We start from the raw sequence: 18454 nt of genomic DNA, 5'->3' as shown, positions 1-18454 counted from the left end.
TTCAGCGGATAAACCGCGGCGTACTGGATCCCGTGCGTAGCCCGGATGGAGCGAAGCGCAATCCGGGGCGGCTCTCAACGCGGCGCGACCTGTCCCCGGATTTCGCTCCGCTTCATCCGGGCTACGAAGCTACGCGGTTCGTCCGCCCGGCGCCTTACCGAAACAACCGATCCGCCAGCCAGCCGTCCAGTCCTGCTGCCGCCTCCGGCCGCGCGTTCGGGTTGGGCGGCGCCGAGGCGCGGGCCGGCATCGGCGATGGCGGGCGATAATAGCCGCCGCCGGATGGCACCGGCGCCTGCGGCTGCGGTGCCTGCATCGGCGGCTGAATCTGCATCGGTCCCGCCGGCGCCGACGGCGCGGTGACCTGCGACGAGATCTGCATCAGGTTCGCCGGCCCCCAACTGCCTTGCGAGTTCGGGATCGCCGCGACCGGCACGCCCTGATGCGCCGCCTTCATGAAGCGGGTCCACACTTCGACCGGCAAGCCGCCGCCGGTCGCCTTCTTGGTCGGTGAATTGTCGTCGTTGCCGAGCCAGACGCCGGTGACGAGCTTGGCGGTGTAGCCGATGAACCAGGCGTCGCGATAATCCTGGCTGGTGCCGGTCTTGCCGGCGGCGGTCCAGCCCGGAATCTCCGCCTTGCGCGCGGTGCCGGAAATCAGCGTCTCGCGCATCATGCTGTTCATCATTGAATCATAGCGCGGCTCGATCACCTGGTTGGGCGGATCGGTCGGGCGGTCATAGAGCAGCTTGCCCGAACTGGTCTTGATCTTGGTCACCACGTGGGGCGACACCACGTAGCCGCCATTGGCGAACGGCGCATAAGCCCCGACCAGCTCGATCACCGAGACCTCCGAGGTGCCGAGCGCGATCGAGACGTTGGGCTCAAGCTTGGAGGAGATGCCGAGCCGGTGCGCGGTACGCACCACATTCTTGGCGCCGACCTCGACGCCGAGCCGCACCGCAACCGTGTTCAGCGACATCGCCAGCGCCTGGGTCAATGTCACCGAGCCGAAATATTCGTGGGTGTAGTTCTCCGGCTTCCAGCCCTTGATGTCGAGCGGCGCGTCGGTGCGGATGGTGTCCGGCGTCAGCCCTGCTTCGACCGCGGTGAGATAGACGAACGGCTTGAACGCCGAGCCCGGCTGCCGCTTCGCGGCGACCGCGCGATTGTACTGGCTCTCCGAGTAGTTCCGTCCGCCGACCATGGCGCGCACCGCGCCGTCCGGCGTCATCGCCACCAGCGCGCCCTGGCTGACATTGAACTTCACGCTCTTGGCGGCGAGCTCATCGATGATGGCGGCTTCGGCGACGTTCTGCAGCTTCGGATCGATCGTGGTCTGCACCACGATGTCCTGGTCGATCTGGCCGACCAGATCGTCGAGCACTTCGCCGATCCAGTCGGCGACATAGTTCACGGTGCCGGCGCCGGCCGGCTTCACCGCAATCGAGGGCTGGCCGATCGAGGCCTTGGCCTGCGCCTCGGTGATGAACTTGGCGTCGGCCATCGCCGCAAGCACGACCTGCGCGCGCTGCTCGGCGCCTTCCGGGTTGCGGTTTGGCGCCAGCCGCGACGGCGACTTGACGAGCCCCGCGAGCATCGCGGCTTCCGGTAGCGTGACGCTCTTCGCCGACTTGCCGAAATAGCGCTGGGCTGCGGCCTCGACGCCATAGGCACCGGAACCGAAATAGACCCGGTTGAGATAAAGCTCGAGGATCTCGTTCTTGGAATGCTTGCGCTCCAGCCAGAGCGCGAGCTCGGCCTCCTGCAGCTTGCGCTGCATGGTGCGCTCCTGGGTCAGGAACAGGTTCTTGGCGAGCTGCTGGGTCAGCGTCGAGCCGCCCTGCGAGACGCCGCGATGCAGGATGTTGGTCACCGCCGCGCGCAGGACGCCGACCGGGTCTACGCCGTAATGCGAATAGAAGCGGCGGTCCTCGATCGCGATGAAGGCCTTCGGCAGATAGGGCGGCAGATCCTTCAGCGCGATGTTGGCGCCGGCCATCTCGCCGCGTTGCGCCAGCACGCTGCCGTCGATACCGACGATCTGGATCGTCGGCGGACGCTTGGGAATCTCCAGCGACTGGATCGGCGGCAGATGCGCGCCGACCCACACCACGACACCGATCACCGCAATGCCGGCCCACAGGCCGAGCACCGCGGTCCAATAGAACAGGCGGCCGATACTGAGGCCGCGCGACTTGCTGCGCCGCTTGCTGCCGCTGCGCGACGGGCGCGGTTTCTCGCTACCGGAATCGCTGCTCCTGTCGCTGCTCTTGGGTTTGGATTTGGCGGGCTTGTCGTCGTCGCCGCCGGGAATGCGATCGGACGGCGACAGTTTGAGGTCGGCAAGCGCGGCCGGAAGCCCGAACAACGGCTCCTTGCGTCCACCGCCTTTTTTACGTCCCCACGCCATCCGCAACGCTCACACCCTGACAGGGACGCACGCTAGCGTTCCCGGTTTAAGGGGCGGTTACGCAAAGCTTAACGGGGGATTAGGAGGTGAGGCAGCGCATGCTACATAAGGAGCATGATCAGGAAAAGTGGACACCGGTTTTGCCTCGCGACAAACGCGGAGCGTTTGCGCGGAGATCATGCTCAAACAGGATGGAAGAGCGCGATCGAGCGATCGCGCCAGGGAACAAGAAAACGAAGGAGCACCGCATGGGCCATATCGATCCGACCAAGGACGTCTTCGCGCAATTCCGGGACAACAACCGGCCGGGCCCGATCCACATGCTCAACCTGGTGCGCTTGCGCGAATGGGCCGCCTATCCCGACGGCCGCAAGGCCACCGGCGCGGAGGCTTATGCGGCCTACGGCCGCGAGAGCGGACCGGTGTTCGAACGGCTCGGCGGCCGCATCGTCTGGCAAGGCCGCTTCGAGCTGATGCTGATCGGTCCGCAGGAGGAGCGCTGGGATCACTGCTTCATCGCGGAATATCCGAGCGTCGCCGCCTTCGTCGAGATGATCCGCGATCCCGTCTATCGCGAGGCCGTAAAGCACCGCCAGGCGGGCGTGGAGGATTCGCGCCTGATCCGGCATGCGGTGCTGCCGGTAGGCAAGAATTTCGGCGAGATACCGGGGTGAGAGCAGGAAGCGAGATTTCTATCCCGTCATCCTGAGGAGCGCGTAGCGCGTCTCGAAGGATGCACGGCCCCGCTAGTGGCCGTGCATCCTTCGAGACGCCGCTTCGCGGCTCCTCCAGCGACAAAGGCGAAGCCTTTGCGCGGGGGTGACGGGGATAGATGGCGGCGCTCATCGCAAAAACAAATCGGCGGCCCGGAGGCCGCCGATCGCATTCAAACCTGCGCGAACACTAACCCGCCGGGCCGGCATCCTCGAGGATCGGGCCGAACAGCTCCCAGCGCTCGCCGTTGAAGCGCATCATCTGCAGCTGCTTGTTGACGCGATAGTCGTTCGGCGCGGTGTTGCCCTTGATGCCGGGCAGCGCCATGTCGAGCTCGACATTCTTCAGGTTGGTCGCCTGCTTCAGCACGTTGTCGCGGGTCAGGTCGTCGCCGCACTGCTTCAGCACATGCACCATCAGCTGGGCGGTCGAGTAGCCATAGGTGTTGAAGTTCGAGTTCTTGTCGCCGTCGGGATAGTACTTGGCCATGAAGTCGAAATAGCGCTTCATGCCCGGATCGTCCTTCCACTGCGGATCGGCCGGATCCTTGCCGTAATTGGTGCTGATCAGGCCCTTGGAGGCTTCCAGGCCCGCCGGCTGCAGCACGGCGCCGACCGAGGTCGCGTTGATGTCGACGATGTGGATCGGATGCCAGCCAAGCTCGGCGATCTTCTTGATCGCCTGCGCCGCCTGCTTCGGCGTCGAGGCCGAGAAGAACAGGTCGGCGCCGGCATCCTTGATCTTGATCACCTGGGAATCGATGGTCGGGTCGGAGACCTCGTAGGAGGCTTCGGCCACGATCATCTTGGCGGCCTTGTCGCCGAGGCCGGCCTTGATGCCGTTCAGATAATCCTTGCCGAGGTCGTCGTTCTGATAGAGCACGCCGATCTTGGCGTTGGGATGCTCCTTCAGGATGTACTGGCCGTAGATGCGGCCTTCGACGAAGTAGTTCGGGTTGAAGCCGAGCGTCCAGGGGAAGTTCTTCGGGTCGGTGAATTTCGAGGCGCCGGTGGCGGCAAACAGCTGCGGCACCTTCTTGGCGTTGAGATATTTCTGCACGGCGGCGTTCGACGGCGTGCCGACGATCTGGAAGGTCAAGAGCACCTCGTCGCTCTCGACGAGCTTGCGCACCTGCTCGACGGCCTTGGGCGGCGAATAGGCGTCGTCATACTGGATCAGGTTGATCTTGCGGCCGTTGATGCCGCCCTGATCGTTGATCATCTTGAAATAGGCCGCCTGGGTCTTGCCGATCGAGGCATAGGCGGAGGCCGGTCCGGAGAAGGGGACGGTCTGGCCGATCTTGATCTCGGTGTCGCTTGCGCCGGGATCGTATTTCTTCTGCGCAAAGGCCGGACTTGCGGACAGCGCAATCGCGAGCGCCGTTCCCGTGACCAGGTGGAAAATCCCGTTCCTCATGATGCTGTTTCCCTCACGTGACTGATGGTTGGCCGATGATCTTGTCCGCGGGTTCAAGGTCCCGCGGTCGCCATCGCTGGGCCGGGATACTGGAGGAACCGTTATTGCAACGCAAGACGAGCGCTGCCGAAAAGGTGAGCGATTTCAGTCAACCAAAGTAGGGGGCGATGCGAAAAAGGGACGCTCGGGGGCGCGCCGAGCGTGTCACGGAAGGTGGGTTGAGTTCGTCGAACCTCCCGCCGCAACCGCATTATCCCCGTCATCCCCGCGCAAAGGCTACGCCTTTGTCGCTGGAGGAGCGCGTAGCGCGTCTCGAAGGATGAACGGCCCCCAACTGGGCCGTCGTGCTTCGAGACGGCCGCTGCGCGGCCTCCTCAGCATGACGGGTCTTAAATGGCGAAGCCATTAGCCCGCCGGTCCGGTGTCCTCGATGATCGGGCCGAACAGCTCCCAGCGCTCGCCGTTGAACTTCATCATCTGCATTTGTTTGTTGATGCGGTAGTCGTTCGGTCCCGTCGTGATCGACATGCCCGGCAGCGCGAGGCTCGGCACGAACTTCTTCAGGCTGGTCACCTGCTTCATCAGGTTCTCGCGGGTGAGGTCGTCGCCGCATTGCTTGAGCACCTGGATCAGCAGTTCGGCCGTCGAGTAGCCGTAGGTGTTGACGGTGTTGAGCTTGTCGCCTTCCGGATAATACTTGTCCATGAACGCGAAATAGGCCTTCACGCCGGGATCGTCCTTCCATTGCGGGTCGGCGGGATCCTTGCCGTAATTGGTCGAGATGATGCCCTTGGAGATGTCGAGACCGGCCGGCTTCAGCGTCGCCGACACCGGGCTCGCATTGATGTCGAGGATGTGCACCGGGTTCCAGTTGAGGTCGGCGATCTTGCGGATCGCCTGCGCGGCGAATTTCGGTGTCGAGGCGTCATACACCAAATCGACCCCGGCGGCCTTCAGCTTCACGATCTGGGAATCGACCGTCGGGTCGGTCAGCTCGTAGGATACCTCGGTGACGATCATGCTCGCGGCCTTGTCGCCGAGCCCGCTCTTCAGGCCGGTGATGTAGTCGCGGCCGAGATCGTCGTTCTGGTAGAAGATGCCGATCTTGGCGTTCGGGTGATTGGCCAGGATGTATTTGGCGTAGATGCGTCCCTCCGACTGGTAGTTCGGGTTGAACGCGATCGTCCACGGCGCATTCTGCGGATCGGAGAAGCGCGACGCGCCGGTGGAGGCGAGCAGCTGAGGCACCTTCCTGGCATTCAGGTATTTCTGCACGGCGGCATTCGACGGCGTGCCGATGATCTGGAACGTGAACAGCACCTCGTCGCCCTCGACGAGCTTGCGCACCTGCTCGACCGCCTTCGGCGGCGAATAGGCGTCGTCATACTGGATCAGGTTGAGCTTGCGGCCGTTGATGCCGCCCTGCTCGTTGATCATCTTGATATAGGCGGCCTGGGTCTTGCCGATGCCGGCATAGGCGGATGCCGGGCCCGAGAACGGCACGGTCTGGCCGATCTTGATCTCGGTGTCGGTCGCGCCGACGTCGTATTTCTTCTGCGCGGTGGCCGATGTAACCGACAACGCGATCGCAAGCGCCGTCGCAGCGAGCAATTGCACGCTTCTCATGTCCGTGACCTCCCATGTTGCCGGTGATCTTGTCCGCAAGCGACGGCCGGCGGATGTCACCGTTGTCGGGGATGATGGAGGAACGTCGGGGGCATTGCAAGACGAGGCACCCTGCGCGCGATGTCGCGTTTGAGCATGATCCAAAAGTGTGATGCGGCTTTCCCGAGCGGATCATGCTCAGGAAAAACAAAAGCGCGCCCGCGCTTTAAGCAAGCCAGAGCAGGATCAGCGCGAGCGCAGCCGGAGCTGCCTGCACATAAAGAATGCGGCGGCTGACAGTGGCGGCGCCATAGACGCCGGCGACGATCACGCAGAGCAGGAAGAATGTCTTGATCTGGAACGCGAAGCCGGCGTTGCCGTGCACCAGGCCCCAGATCAGTCCGGCGGCGAGGAAGCCGTTATAGAGCCCCTGATTGGCGGCGAGCACCGCAGTATCCGTTGCCTTCTCGATCGAGTTGCGGAAGGTCTTCAGCCCGAGCGGCCTGGTCCACCGCGACCAGAACATTGGCAAGCAACAGCATATTGCGGTCCCCCCAGAGCTTCGGTTCTGATTGAATCAGAACCGAAGTTCAAGATTCCTGTTTTGACGCGTTTTCTTCACGCGAACCGGTGCCCACTTCGCTCAAAAACGCGCTCGCCGGAATTCGGGTGGACGCTAGCATGCGGGCGGTGAATTGTATGCCGACCGATCCGCTTGCCCGAGATATGACAATGGCTGACCGCAAGACAGCGCAGACCTTCAACCTCGACCGTCTCAAGACCCCGATCGGCACGGCGCTGCTAGTCACCGATGATGATGGCGTGCTGCGCGCGCTCGACTGGGACGACTATGAAGGGCGCATGCTCGACCTGCTGCGGCTGCATTATGGCGCCGTGACGCTGCGGGACGGCCGCGCGCCGGCTGCGATGCGCAAGGCGCTCGGCGATTATTTCAAGGGCGATCTCAATCGGCTTACCGATGTCGAATGGCGCGTCGCCGGCACGCCGTTCCAGCAGAAGGTCTGGCACGCGCTGCCGAAGATTGCGCCGGGCACCACCATGAGCTACGGCGCGCTGGCGGCGAAACTGAACGCGCCGAACGCGATGCGCGCGGTCGGCCATGCCAACGGCTCCAACCCGATCAGCGTCGTCGTGCCCTGCCACCGCCTGATCGGCGCCAACGGCTCGCTGGTCAAATATGGCGGCGGGCTGGAGCGCAAGCGCTGGCTGCTGCGTCACGAGGGCGTGGAGGTATAGCGGACCACTTCAGCCGCCGGTGCGGTAATCAATCGAGATCTTCGCGGGGCATGTTGCGCAGATCGCGCACGATATAGAGGAAGACAACGAACGAGGGCACCCACGCGAGGATCGCTCCTGCCAGCATCGCATCGACCGTCGTCATGGAGCTTCCCTCAGGCGCTGTTGGCACTCGCCGTCAGATCGGCTTTTCGATGGGGCGCCGGTTCTGGGGAAGGGATATAGCCACTTCCAATAGGCCTTGTTGCGCTCCAGCTGCCGCTTGTGGACGTCGCGGCACTTCGTCGAGCAAAACTGCTCAAAATACCAGCTATGTCGGATCAGCCCGAAAGGCCGTTTGCATCCCGGGTTTCCGCAACGGGCTGTCATGACACCGCCTCCGCATTCGAACGCGTGAACCAGCGGATGAAATTCTCCTGACCTTTGTAAAGGCACAGGCGTCCGCAATAGCGTTCACCCGCCGGATTTCGCAAACAGATGATCTTGGGCTCTTCGCTGTCACACTGGGCGCAGCGCGGTTCCGCACGCATGGCGACCTCCCTCCGAGGAATTGCCATCTGCCAATCAAAATGTCTGGTGCTGTCCTCGCCGTCGATCTTCCCGAAGGACGACGATGCGAACTCTCGCGCCGCCGCCATCCATGCGCAACTTGTCCAGATGTTTTGTGGCATCATCCTTGCGTATAGCCGGCGCGGTGATGGCTGATTCAACTCACGCACCCGGCGCTGTGCTGTGCTGCGCGAGGGCGGTATCGAGGCATTTGATCAGGACGTCCCCGTCGCAGGGCTTGCTCAGAAAGCAGATCGCTCCAGCCTTCAGCGCCCGGATTCGATCGCTTTCGACGGAGAACGCCGTGACGAAAATGAACGGAAAGCGGCGTCCGCTGGCAATCAGGTGGCTCTGCAGGTCGAGCCCGCTCATGGCCGGCATCCTGACATCCGCGATCACGCAGGATGTGTCGTTCAGGCGAGGCGAGTGCAGAAATTCCTCGGCCGACGCGTAGGTCTCGACCGCGTAGCCCAGCGACCTGACGAGGTTGTCGGTCGCGGTGCGAACCGACATGTCATCGTCGATGATTGATATCACTGGCGGATTTGGCAAGGAGTTTTCCCGGCCCGGAGGGGCCCCTGGTGGTGCGATCTTGTGCCGACCACAGTGCGTCGCCAATCGGGGCCGGAGAATCATACTTAGGTTTGCGCCCCGCCGGATGCCTGCCCGATGCCGAGCATCTGTGCCATCCTGACCAGGTCGGGCAACGATTTCGCCGCCATCTTCCGCATGATGTGCCCGCGATGGATCTTGACCGTGATCTCGGCTACGCCGATTTCTGCGGCGACCTGCTTGTTCATGAGCCCCGCGGTGACGAGGCTCATGATCTGGCGTTCCCGCGGCGTCAGGGTCGCGAAGGCGGCGCGCAGGTTTGCGAGAACCTTGGCCTCATCGCGACGATTCCGGTCGCGCTCGATCGCTGTCGTGACGGCATCCAGCATGTCCTGGTCGCGAAACGGCTTGGTCAGGAAGTCGACCGCGCCGGCCTTCATGGCCCTGACCGTCATCGGGATATCGCCGTGGCCGGTCATGAAGATGATCGGAATGTGGATGCCGACCTTCGCCAGCTCCGCCTGAAAGTCCAGCCCGCTCACCCGCGGCAACCTGATGTCGAGGATCAGGCAGCTCGGGACATCCGGGGGCTTGCGCTGCAGAAATTCATGCGCCGAGCCGAACGCTGCGGTCCGCAAGCCGACGGACCGGAACAGATTGCTCAGTGCGTCGCGCACGGACGCGTCGTCGTCGACGACGAAGACGATGGGGTCCTCGGCGCTTGCCAGACCCGAAGGCGATGTCGCGCGCCCGGTCACCATGCATGATCCTCTTCGCGCAGTGGCAAGGTGAACTGGAACGTCGTACCGGGGCCGATGTTTGCGGCCACGCATAGGCGGCCTCGGTGGGCCTCGACGATCGATCGGCAGATCGACAATCCCATTCCCATGCCGCTGGCCTTGGTGGTGTAGAAGGCGTCGAACAGCCGTTCGGCATTCTCGGCGGCGATCCCGACACCACAGTCGGTGACCGTGACCACGATCTGCCCGGCCTCGTCATGGCGCGTCCGGATCACGAGTTCCCGCGGCCTGTCCGTGACCGGCTGCATGGCCTCGATGCCGTTGAGGACCAGGTTGAGGATGACTTGCTGCAGCTGGATACGGTCGGCGACGACAGACGGGAGCGCGGGAGCGAGGTCGAGCTGCAAGGATACGAGATGGCTCTGCAGTTCATGCTGCACCAGGCCGATCACCTGGTTGATGACGTCATTGATGTCGAGCGGCGCCTTCTGATCGGTCGTCTTGTTCACCATCGCGCGGACGCGCTGGATGACCTCGCCCGCGCGGTTGCCGTCGCTGATGATCGACCTGACCGCGCCGCGGGCTTCGTTCAGATCGGGGGCCGCCCGGTTGAGCCACCGCAGGCATGCCGCGGCATTGGTGACCACGGCGGCGAGCGGCTGGTTCACTTCATGGGCGATCGATGCGGCGAGCTCGCCGAGCGCCGTCACGCGCGTGACGTGCGCGAGGTTGGTCTGCGCTTCGTGCAATTCCGCCTCGGCTCGCTTGCGGGCGGTCACGTCGGTGACCGCGCCGACAAATTCGGTGTTGCCCGAAAGGTTCGTCACCGCATGCGCCCTGGCGTGAACAAACTTGATCGCCCCATTGGGCATCAGCAATCGATAGCCGTGCTCGAAGTCCTTGCCGTCGAGCGAAGCGCGGTCGATGGTCCGTTGCACGCGGGCGCGATCATCCGGATGGACGCGCTGCAGCACCGTGGCATGCGTGATGGAAGGAGCCCTGTCGAATTCGAAGATCCTGAACGTCTCTTCGGACCAGATGATCTCGCCGCTGGCGACGTGCCAGCCGAAGCTGCCGGTGTGGCTCAATCGCTGGGCTTCGGTCAGGTACATTTCACTTTGCTGCAGCGCATTTTCGGCGTGCTTGCGCTCGGTAATATCCTCGCATGCGATCAGCACGATCAGCTGATCGCCCAGCCGCCGCACGGCCTTGGCGTTTTCGCGAACCCAAAGCCGTGATCCGTCCTTGCGGACCTTCCGGATTTCCCAATTGTGGGTCTGGCCGATGTTGTCGAGGCATGCCGCGACGTTGCGCTGGACCATATCCCGGTCTTCGGCGGCAAAGACCCGCAGCACCGATTGTCCAAGCAGCTCGTCGACGGTGTAGCCGAGTTGTGCCGCGCCGAACGTGTTGACCGACAGCACGAGGCCCGTTGCGTCGACCATGAAGTACATGACCGGGTTGTGTTCAAATACCTCCTTCCATTGCGCTTCGCTATTGCGCAGCGCCTCCATCGCGCGCTCCTCGCCGCTGGCCCGGCCGCGCAACATGGCTTCCATCCGCCTTTGCGAACGGCCAACCAGGCGGATCATCAGCAATGCGGCGGTCAGCGACGCGACGAGCAGCGCCAGGGCAATCAGATGGGCGGAAGCGGCCGGCTGTGGACCAAGCAACAGCCCGATGCAGGTTGCCGCCAAGGCCAGCACCATGCCGCCGAGCAGCCATTGCTCGGCTGACCAGGACTTCGTGGTCGGGTCGCGGATCATCGGCAGCACCGGCACTTGGCCATCATCATGGGCCGCGCTGCGTCGCTAGGTGACTGCTACCATCAGCGGCGACAACGTCGCCCTCCCAACAGACTGTATATTAGCAGCTTTCTTGCCGCCCGGACGGGATCACGCTGGCCTTTTTGGCGGTCCACATCCGTGAGATCGCGCAGAAAGCGAAGCCGTCGAGCGCGCTCAGGTCCAGGTTGCGACCTAAACTCAAGTATGAGTCGTCCCCACCGAATGTAACGGTCCGATCAACCTCCGTTCAATGGCCCGTTCCATCCCGGTGACTACGCTTATTGGGTAACTCGATGACGGTAGAGATTTCCGGGGTTCAGCAATCGCCAATCAGAGACGGAGATTGAAATGCCCAGCGCGCGCCTGCATCTGATCGTTTGCTCCGACGACGTCGACCACGAGGCAAGGCCTCGGAGACGCGATCGCAGCTTCCAGCCTTCCGTTATCGATGGTGGCAAGCAAACAGCAAGCACGCTGGCCGACAGCCCGTGGATCGATCTGCTGGACGCATTCGATCTGGGCGTGGTGGTCTGTCAGGCCAGCTATCTGGCCTTGCTGGGAGCGAGCCTGGCGGCGCTGCAGCCGCAATTCGACGTGCCGGATTCAGGGTGGTAGCCGACCCTGAATTCGAAGTCCGGCAGGCTGCCGGGACCGAAGCGCTGGCTGCTCACGCCTGGGTCGCGCAAGACGGGTCCGATCACAGCCTCCGTGAGAGCCCGGAATCCATTCCCGCCTAGCCCCGGCCTGATGGATTCCGGGCTCGGTCCTGCAGGCGCCCTCAGCTGCGCAATGGCGTACCGGGAACGACCCGTCGACGCCCGGCTCCCGCGCCAGGGTCCCGACCGCGGCAAATTGCAGCAATTTTTTCGAAAGATGCCCCCTTCGCTTTAGCCGCTTTTGAAGCACCTGATTATTGGATCTGTCCGGCAACGGCATCGCTCTGCAGAGCTGTGCGTTGGTTCGCGCACTGACAGATCAGGGGCCGGTTATCATGAATCAGGCACAGCAGCACAAGCCGTTTCCCGAAGACAACAATTCCGTCACCAAGGGTGAGTCCGAGGGCGCACGGGGATTGCAGCGCGATCTGCAGGAACGGCTGCAGCCGGAGCATGAGGAGCCGATCAGCGATGGCGCTCCCCATCCCGAAGCGCCTGCAGGCTCAGGCCGGATGGTTCGCCGCCTGCTCAAGGTCGGCATTGGCCTTGCCATCGTCGCCGTCTTCGGATGGCTGCCGCTCAGGGCCGTGTTGCAGACCTCGAGCGTGGAGGCTGTGGTCAATGCCAGGATCGTGACCTTGCGGTCACCGATCGACGGCACCGTGAGCGCGGAGCCGCAGAAATCCACGCAGCTCAGCGTGGTTCGCGAGGGCGATGCGATCCTTCACGTCGTCAACGCGCGCGGCGATCGCGCGCGGCTCGATGATCTCCGGCGGCAAATGTCCCGGTTGGAAAATGAGCGCCCGAGTCTGGCCGCCAAGCTTGCGGCCGCCGAGACGGCGCAACAGGATCTTGCCCGCCAGGCCGGCCAGTTCCGCGACGGCCGCATCCTCCAGCTCGAGGCCCGGATCGCCGAAATTCAGACCGCGATCGAGGCCGCCGCCGCACGGCGGGAGGAGGCCGTGGCCGCCGTCGAGCGGGCGTCGTCGCTGATCAAGTCGGGCAGCGTGTCGACGGTCGAAATGGCCCGCCTGACGCGCGAGCAGGCGATCTCGCAGCAGACCGAAATCGGCGCTCGACGGCGCCTCGACGCCGCCAAGGTCGAGCTCACCGCGGCAAGGAACGGCACCTATCTCGGCGACAGCTACAATGACCGGCCGAGCTCCGTGCAGCGCGAGGAGGAGATGCGCCAGCGCGTCAGCGACCTGCGCGCCGATCTGGCGCATGCCGATGCCGAGATCGACTGGCTGACCCACGAGATCGCCGCCGAGCAGCTGCACTACGTCAACCGGGCCGAAGCCGACATCAAGGCTCCGGTCGGCGGCCGCATCTGGGAGATGATGACCTCGCCCGGCGAGGACGTCAGGGCCGGGCAGCCCTTGCTCAAGCTGCTCGATTGCAGCGGCGCGGTGGTCACGGCGAACGTCACCGAGAACGTCTACAACGGGCTGAAGCTCGGCGAGCAGGCGAGCTTCGAGCCGAATGACGGCAGCGCCGCGCTCCAGGGCGAGATCGTCAATCTCACCGGCGCGTCGGGCGCGCCCGCGAACCTTGCGATCAATCCGGATGCGCTGAACAAGGAACCCTATCGGGTGACGGTCTCGATGCCGGCGCTCGACACCACGGGCAAGGATTGCGCGGTCGGCCGCACCGGGCGTGTGGTGTTCAACGCGGACGCGGCAAAGTCATGATGGCGGCATTTGCGCCCGGGCTGGTCGCCTTCGGCGCCTGTCTTGCAATCCTGCCCCTGCTCCACCGCGAGCAGACCCTGGCCCGCGTCATGATGACCGGCATGTCGTTCGTCCTGCTGGTCCACTATTTCGCGTGGCGGGTGACCCACACCTTGCCGCCTCCGGGCCTCACCGCCGACGCGCTGGTCGGCTATCCCTTCGTTGCGGCCGAGGCGGCCTCGATGATCGCCGTGTGCCTGTCGCTGCTGTTCCTCAGCCGGACCATCGACCGCTCACCCGAGGTCAATGCGATCCTGCGTCGATCCAGAGCGAGCGCGGCTGCGCCGCTCGTGGACGTCTTCATCTGCACCTACAATGAGGAGAAGGCGATCCTGGAGCGCACCATCATCGGCGCGACCGGGCTGAACTATCCGAACTACCGCGTTTGGGTGCTCGACGACGGGCGCCGGCTCTGGCTGCGCCGGCTCGCCCAGGAGCTCGGCTGCAACTATCTGGCCCGCCCGGACAACCGCCACGCCAAGGCCGGCAACATCAATCATGCGCTCCAGCACGTTTCCGGGCTGGCTGAGCGGCCGGAGTTCATCTCGATCCTCGATGCGGATTTTGTCCCGATGCCGGACTTCCTGACCCGGGCGATGAGCCTGATGCAGGACGGCAGCGTCGGCGTCGTGCAGACGCCGCAGCATTTCATCAACCCGGATCCGATCCAGACCAATCTCGCGGCGACCGATGTGTGGCCCGACGAGCAGCGCTTCTTCTTCGATATCCTGATGCCGGCCAAGGATGCCTGGGACACGGCGTTCTGCTGCGGCACCTCATCGCTGATCCGCTTCTTCGGCCTGATGCAGATCGGCGGCTTCCCGACCGATTCGGTGACGGAGGATTACCTCGTCACGCTGCGCCTGAAGGAGAAGGGATTGCGCACGGTCTATCTGAACGAGCGCCTGACCATCGGCCTCGCGCCGGAGGGACTGAAGGAATACATCACGCAGCGCGGGCGCTGGTGTCTCGGTTTCATGCAGATCTTCCGGGGCCGCAGCGGGCCGTTCTCGCGGCAATCGAAGCTTGCCTTCATGGACCGGCTGTCGCTGGTCGACGCCTTCATGAGCTGGGCGGCGGTCTACAGCACCAAGGTTTTCGGCCTGGTCGTGCCGTGGCTTTATCTGCTGTTCGGGATCAAGGCGGTCCATGCCGACCTGTTCGAGCTGCTGAAATACTTCTTGCCGTTCTATGTCTGGCACGCCTTCACGATGGCCTGGATCTCACGCGGCCGCTCGCTCGCGATCATGACCGACGTGTCGCAATACATCGCGGCGCCCGCGGTGTTGAAGGCGGTCGTGACCGGCCTCGTCAAGCCGCAGGGCCACAAGTTCAAGGTGACGGCCAAGGGCGGTGACCGCAATCGCCGCTTCATCGAATGGCCGCTGCTGCGGCTCTATGGCGCCGCCCTGCTGATCACGCTGCTGGCGATCGCCTATGCCTTCATCCTGCATCTGCGCGGCGACAGCATTGCCTATGGCGGGCTGGCGCTGGCATGGAGCCTGTACAATTGCGTCGTGCTCGCGATCGTGTGCTTCATCTGCATCGAGCAGCCGAGGCGCCGCAAGGCCGAGCGGTTCGAACGCGACGAGCCGATCCTGATCCATCAGGACAGCGAGATGCGCTTGATCCGGATGGCCGACATCTCGATCTCGGGCGCGCGCTTCATCGATCCCGTCCCGCCCGCTATCGGTTCCCTGATCAAATGCAATGTCTACGGACAGAACGTGGCCGCGACCGTGGTCCGGCGCACCCGCGACGGCTTCGGCGTCCGCTTCGAGGACGCGGTGGCGACGCGGGTCAATGTCGTGCGCGCATTCTATGCCGGCGAATATGTCCGCGCCTTCCAAGGCGTGCGTGCGGCGCCGGTCGGCAAGGCCCTGCTAATGCGGTTGTTCGGTTGATCCGCCAGGATCGGGGCTTCGCTCCTTCGGTGGGAACGGCTTTCGATCCCGTCATCCCCGCGCAAAGGCTTCGCCTTTGTCGCTGGAGGAGCGCGGAACGCGCATCTCGAAGGATCGACGGCCCGGTCGCTTCGGCGTACTCCCACTCTCTTGCGGAAAGAACGTGGCCGTTGATCCTTCGAGACGGCCGCTGCGCGGCCTCCTCAGGATGACGGGTCTTGCACGCTCGCCCCTACGCCTTGATCTACGCCGCCGGCTTCGCCGCCTGGTCCTCGCTCGCCAGCAGATGCAGCAGCGCGCTCTTGATTGCGGCCTGCCGGGTCGGCGCGGTGATCTGGGCGCCGAGCAGGTCGGTGACATAGAACACGTCGCGGGCGCGTTCGCCGAAGGTCGCGACATGCGCCGAGGCGATGTTGAGGTTGAGCTTCGAGATCGCGGTGGTGAGCTGGTAGAGCAGGCCGGGCCGGTCGAGCCCGGAGACCTCGATCACGGTGTAGCGGTCGGACCACTGGTTGTTGATGGTGACTTCGGGCTCGACGATGAACGGCCGCGCCTTGCTGCGCACCGCCCGCTTCGCCACCGCCTCGGGCAGCCGCAGCTTGCCTTCCAGCACGTGCTCGATCATCTCGCCAATCCGCGTCGCGCGGCGGCCCTCATCCTCGTCGCGGTCGTATTCGCGCGAGATCGAGATGGTGTCGAGCGCGCGGCCGTCGGTCGTGGTGTAGATCTGGGCGTCGACGATGTTGGCGCCGGCAGAGGCGCAGGCGCCGGCGATGATCGACAACAGCCAGGGATGGTCGGTCGCCAGGATCGTCAGCTCGGTGACGGCGCGGACCTCGTCGAAGCCGACATTGATCGCGAGCTTGTGGCCGGCCTGCTCGCTGGCGCGGATGAAGCGCGCCTGGCGGATCTTGCGCGGCAGCTCGACCTTGAGCCAGTAGGCCGGATAATGCCGGCCGATATAGGCGTTGAGCTCGGCCTCCGGCCATTCGGTGAAGGCGCGGCGGAATTCGGCTTGCGCCACCGCGATGCGCTGGGCGCGGTTGACCTCGGAGAAGCCGCCGGTCAGCACCGGCTCGGTCTCGTAATACAGCGTTCGCAACAGCTGCGCCTTCCAGCCGTTCCACACGCCCGGGCCGACACCGCGGATGTCGGCCGTGGTCAGGATCGTCAGCAGCTTCATCTGCTCGACCGACTGCACCACGGCAGCGAAATTCTCGATGGTCTTGCGGTCGGACAGGTCACGCGATTGCGCCACCGTCGACATCGTCAAATGCTCCTCGATCAGCCACGCCACCAGCTCGGTGTCGGCCGCCGAGAAGCCGAGCCGCGGGCACAGCCGCCGCGCCACCTTGGCGCCGGCGATCGAGTGGTCTTCCGGCCGGCCCTTGGCGATGTCGTGCAGCAGGGTCGCGATATAGATCACCGGGCGGTGCTCGGGGCGGATCTTGCGGAACAGGTCGCTGGCGACCGTGAACTCCTCGTTGCCGCCGCGCTCGATGTCCTGCAGGAAGCCGATGCAGCGGAGCAGATGCTCGTCCACCGTGTAGTGGTGGTACATGTTGAACTGCATCATCGACACGATCTTGCCGAAGGCGCGGATGAAGTGGCCGAGCACGCCGGTCTCGTTCATCCGCCGCAGCACGATCTCCGCGTTGTCGGAGGTCAGGATCTCCATGAACAGGCGGTTGGCTTCGTCGTTCTCGCGCAGCTGGGTGTTGATCAGCTTGAGCGAGCGCGTCACCGTGCGCATCGCATCGGGGTGGAACGCGAGGTTGTTCTGCTGGGCGAGGCGGAAGATCCGGATCAGATTGACCGGATCGTGCTTGAACACATCGGGCGCGGCGAGATTGATGCGGTTGTTGTCGACGATAAAGTCGTCGCTGCCGTTAACCCGCCGCCGCTTGGTGCCGGGGCGCAGCCGCGCCACCATCCGGCTCAGCACCGGCGCCGGCTTGTTGTGCTCTTCCTCGAGCTTGGCGCACAGGATCGCGGTGAGATCGCCGACGTCCTTGGCGATCAGGAAGTAGTGCTTCATGAAGCGCTCGACGTCCTGCATGCCGGGATGCGAGGTGTAGCCGAGGCGGACCGCGATCTCGCGCTGCATGTCGAATGACAGCCGTTCCTCGGCGCGTCCGGCGAAGAAGTGCAGATTGCAGCGCACCGACCACAGGAAGTCGGCGCAGCGGCGGAAGGTGCGGTATTCCTGCGCGTCGAACACGCCGCGTTCCAGCAGTTCGTCGGTCTCGCGCACGCGGTAGACGTATTTGGCGATCCAGAACAGCGTATGCAGGTCGCGCAGGCCGCCCTTGCCGTCCTTGACGTTCGGCTCGACCAGATAGCGCGACTGGCCGGCGCGGCGATGCCGCTCCTCGCGCTCGGCGAGCTTGGCGGTGACGAATTCCGACGCGGTGCCCTGCACCACTTCCTTGTCGAAGCGCTCGACCAGCTCGTCATAAAGCGGCTGGTCGCCGGTCAGGAACCTGGTCTCCAGGATCGCGGTGCGGATCGTCATGTCGCCGCGCGCCTGACGGATCGATTCATCGACCGAGCGCGTGGCGTGGCCGACCTTCAACCCCATGTCCCAGAGGCAATAGAGAATGGCTTCGGCAACCTGTTCGCCCCAGGCGGTCTGCTTGTAGGGCAGGATGAACAACAGATCGATGTCGGACTCCGGCGCCATCAGCCCGCGGCCATAGCCGCCGGTCGCCACCACGGCCATGCGTTCGGCGCCCGATGGGATCGGCGAGTGGTAGAGATGACGGGTCGCCGCCGCGTAGAGGATGCGGATGATCTCGTCCTGCACGAAGCAGAGCCGTTCGGCGCAGCGGCGGCCGTGACGGTCCTTCAGCAGCAGCGCCTGCGCCGTGGCGCGTGCCGCGATCAGCTCGGCCTTGAGCAGCTGCGCCATCGCGGCGCGGAACTGGTCCTCGCGGCCGGCGTGCTGTTCGGCAAGTGCATTGACCGCCGCGGTGATCCGAACGGTCTCGAAACGATCATCCGCTTCAGGGCGGGCCTCGGCTACGACGCTGTCCATAGGTTCATCCGATATCGGACAGAGCTGTTGCTGTCACTGACCAAAGTATAAGGACAGCGGCTCCATGCTCTCTCCACGACGCTTTGAGCAAGAT

The 18454-nt window shown here is 64.3% G+C and carries 15 protein-coding genes; 6 read left to right on the top strand and 9 right to left on the bottom strand.

The features are described 5' to 3' along the window. Positions 1–154 precede the first annotated feature (154 nt). Positions 155–2413 carry a transglycosylase domain-containing protein gene (locus ACE10X_RS43180; protein ID WP_038387646.1) on the bottom strand — a complete coding sequence of 753 codons (2259 nt, stop codon included), beginning with the start codon at positions 2411–2413 and terminating at the stop codon, positions 155–157. A gap of 248 nt (positions 2414–2661) precedes the next feature. On the opposite strand from ACE10X_RS43180, the gene ACE10X_RS43175 reads away from it, so the two are divergent. Further along, the gene (locus ACE10X_RS43175) at positions 2662–3087 is read left to right on the top strand and encodes a DUF1330 domain-containing protein (RefSeq protein ID WP_038387653.1); all 426 of its coding nucleotides are present in this window, start codon (positions 2662–2664) and stop codon (positions 3085–3087) included. 229 nt (positions 3088–3316) lie between these two features. Here ACE10X_RS43175 and ACE10X_RS43170 read toward each other — a convergent pair whose 3' ends face one another. The 3 genes from ACE10X_RS43170 to ACE10X_RS43160 all read right to left on the bottom strand — a co-directional run bounded on the left by ACE10X_RS43170 (position 3317) and on the right by ACE10X_RS43160 (position 6674). After that, positions 3317–4543 carry an ABC transporter substrate-binding protein gene (locus ACE10X_RS43170; protein WP_038387645.1) on the bottom strand — a complete coding sequence of 409 codons (1227 nt, stop codon included), beginning with the start codon at positions 4541–4543 and terminating at the stop codon, positions 3317–3319. 405 nt (positions 4544–4948) lie between these two features. Next, positions 4949–6169, bottom strand: a complete 1221-nt coding sequence (locus ACE10X_RS43165; RefSeq protein WP_028341470.1) for an ABC transporter substrate-binding protein — start codon at positions 6167–6169, stop codon at positions 4949–4951. A 205-nt stretch (positions 6170–6374) separates the two neighbouring features. Beyond that, positions 6375–6674 (bottom strand): DUF1304 domain-containing protein, encoded by a 300-nt coding sequence (locus ACE10X_RS43160; protein WP_080583543.1) that lies wholly within the window; start codon positions 6672–6674, stop codon positions 6375–6377. A gap of 206 nt (positions 6675–6880) precedes the next feature. On the opposite strand from ACE10X_RS43160, the gene ACE10X_RS43155 reads away from it, so the two are divergent. Continuing rightward, on the top strand, positions 6881–7405 hold the full coding sequence (locus ACE10X_RS43155) for a methylated-DNA--[protein]-cysteine S-methyltransferase (protein ID WP_193375444.1): 525 nt from the start codon (positions 6881–6883) through the stop codon (positions 7403–7405). Positions 7406–7770: 365 nt separating this feature from the next. Here the strand turns inward: ACE10X_RS43155 and ACE10X_RS43150 are convergent, their stop codons facing one another. After that, entirely contained in the window at positions 7771–7935 is a 165-nt protein-coding gene (locus ACE10X_RS43150; RefSeq protein ID WP_157788128.1) for a hypothetical protein, read from the bottom strand. Here ACE10X_RS43150 and ACE10X_RS43145 point away from each other — a divergent pair. Further along, positions 7934–8110: a hypothetical protein gene (locus ACE10X_RS43145; RefSeq protein ID WP_157788127.1), complete on the top strand. Its 177-nt coding sequence runs from the start codon at positions 7934–7936 to the stop codon at positions 8108–8110. The genes ACE10X_RS43150 and ACE10X_RS43145 overlap by 2 nt on opposite strands. Positions 8111–8116: 6 nt before the next feature. On the opposite strand, the gene ACE10X_RS43140 is transcribed toward ACE10X_RS43145, so the two are convergent. The 3 genes from ACE10X_RS43140 to ACE10X_RS43130 form a co-directional block, all read right to left on the bottom strand. Continuing rightward, a complete protein-coding gene (locus tag ACE10X_RS43140) occupies positions 8117–8467 on the bottom strand; it encodes a response regulator transcription factor (protein WP_244435979.1) in 351 nt (116 codons plus the stop codon). 125 nt (positions 8468–8592) lie between these two features. Beyond that, the gene (locus ACE10X_RS43135; RefSeq protein ID WP_038387642.1) at positions 8593–9267 is read right to left on the bottom strand and encodes a response regulator transcription factor; all 675 of its coding nucleotides are present in this window, start codon (positions 9265–9267) and stop codon (positions 8593–8595) included. Continuing rightward, positions 9261–11027 carry a PAS domain S-box protein gene (locus ACE10X_RS43130; protein WP_244435978.1) on the bottom strand — a complete coding sequence of 589 codons (1767 nt, stop codon included), beginning with the start codon at positions 11025–11027 and terminating at the stop codon, positions 9261–9263. The genes ACE10X_RS43135 and ACE10X_RS43130 overlap by 7 nt, the downstream gene beginning before the upstream one ends. Before the next feature lie 354 nt (positions 11028–11381). On the opposite strand from ACE10X_RS43130, the gene ACE10X_RS43125 reads away from it, so the two are divergent. The 3 genes from ACE10X_RS43125 to ACE10X_RS43115 all read left to right on the top strand — a co-directional run bounded on the left by ACE10X_RS43125 (position 11382) and on the right by ACE10X_RS43115 (position 15323). Continuing rightward, complete coding sequence (locus ACE10X_RS43125; RefSeq protein ID WP_038387641.1) at positions 11382–11648, top strand: hypothetical protein; 267 nt, start codon at positions 11382–11384, stop codon at positions 11646–11648. Positions 11649–12024: 376 nt separating this feature from the next. Then, the gene (locus tag ACE10X_RS43120) at positions 12025–13380 is read left to right on the top strand and encodes an HlyD family efflux transporter periplasmic adaptor subunit (protein ID WP_375763851.1); all 1356 of its coding nucleotides are present in this window, start codon (positions 12025–12027) and stop codon (positions 13378–13380) included. After that, positions 13377–15323, top strand: a complete 1947-nt coding sequence (locus ACE10X_RS43115; protein WP_375763850.1) for a glycosyltransferase — start codon at positions 13377–13379, stop codon at positions 15321–15323. The genes ACE10X_RS43120 and ACE10X_RS43115 overlap by 4 nt, the downstream gene beginning before the upstream one ends. A gap of 244 nt (positions 15324–15567) precedes the next feature. On the opposite strand, the gene ACE10X_RS43110 is transcribed toward ACE10X_RS43115, so the two are convergent. After that, a complete protein-coding gene (locus ACE10X_RS43110) occupies positions 15568–18360 on the bottom strand; it encodes a [protein-PII] uridylyltransferase (RefSeq protein ID WP_038387638.1) in 2793 nt (930 codons plus the stop codon). Positions 18361–18454 lie beyond the last annotated feature (94 nt).

The organism is Bradyrhizobium sp. Pha-3 (genome assembly GCF_042258325.1).
GTDB classification, from domain to species: Bacteria; Pseudomonadota; Alphaproteobacteria; order Rhizobiales; family Xanthobacteraceae; genus Bradyrhizobium; species Bradyrhizobium elkanii.
This window is presented reverse-complemented; position numbering and strand designations above follow the sequence as displayed.

Coding starts and splice junctions, on each gene's coding strand:
- ACE10X_RS43180 (WP_038387646.1), bottom strand. CDS start 2,413: ATGGCGTGGGGACGTAAAAAAGGCGGTGGACGCAAGGAGCCGTTGTTC.
- ACE10X_RS43175 (WP_038387653.1), top strand. CDS start 2,662: ATGGGCCATATCGATCCGACCAAGGACGTCTTCGCGCAATTCCGGGAC.
- ACE10X_RS43170 (WP_038387645.1), bottom strand. CDS start 4,543: ATGAGGAACGGGATTTTCCACCTGGTCACGGGAACGGCGCTCGCGATT.
- ACE10X_RS43165 (WP_028341470.1), bottom strand. CDS start 6,169: ATGAGAAGCGTGCAATTGCTCGCTGCGACGGCGCTTGCGATCGCGTTG.
- ACE10X_RS43160 (WP_080583543.1), bottom strand. CDS start 6,674: ATGTTCTGGTCGCGGTGGACCAGGCCGCTCGGGCTGAAGACCTTCCGC.
- ACE10X_RS43155 (WP_193375444.1), top strand. CDS start 6,881: ATGGCTGACCGCAAGACAGCGCAGACCTTCAACCTCGACCGTCTCAAG.
- ACE10X_RS43145 (WP_157788127.1), top strand. CDS start 7,934: ATGGCGACCTCCCTCCGAGGAATTGCCATCTGCCAATCAAAATGTCTG.
- ACE10X_RS43150 (WP_157788128.1), bottom strand. CDS start 7,935: ATGCGTGCGGAACCGCGCTGCGCCCAGTGTGACAGCGAAGAGCCCAAG.
- ACE10X_RS43140 (WP_244435979.1), bottom strand. CDS start 8,467: ATGTCGGTTCGCACCGCGACCGACAACCTCGTCAGGTCGCTGGGCTAC.
- ACE10X_RS43135 (WP_038387642.1), bottom strand. CDS start 9,267: ATGGTGACCGGGCGCGCGACATCGCCTTCGGGTCTGGCAAGCGCCGAG.
- ACE10X_RS43125 (WP_038387641.1), top strand. CDS start 11,382: ATGCCCAGCGCGCGCCTGCATCTGATCGTTTGCTCCGACGACGTCGAC.
- ACE10X_RS43120 (WP_375763851.1), top strand. CDS start 12,025: ATGAATCAGGCACAGCAGCACAAGCCGTTTCCCGAAGACAACAATTCC.
- ACE10X_RS43115 (WP_375763850.1), top strand. CDS start 13,377: ATGATGGCGGCATTTGCGCCCGGGCTGGTCGCCTTCGGCGCCTGTCTT.
- ACE10X_RS43110 (WP_038387638.1), bottom strand. CDS start 18,360: ATGGACAGCGTCGTAGCCGAGGCCCGCCCTGAAGCGGATGATCGTTTC.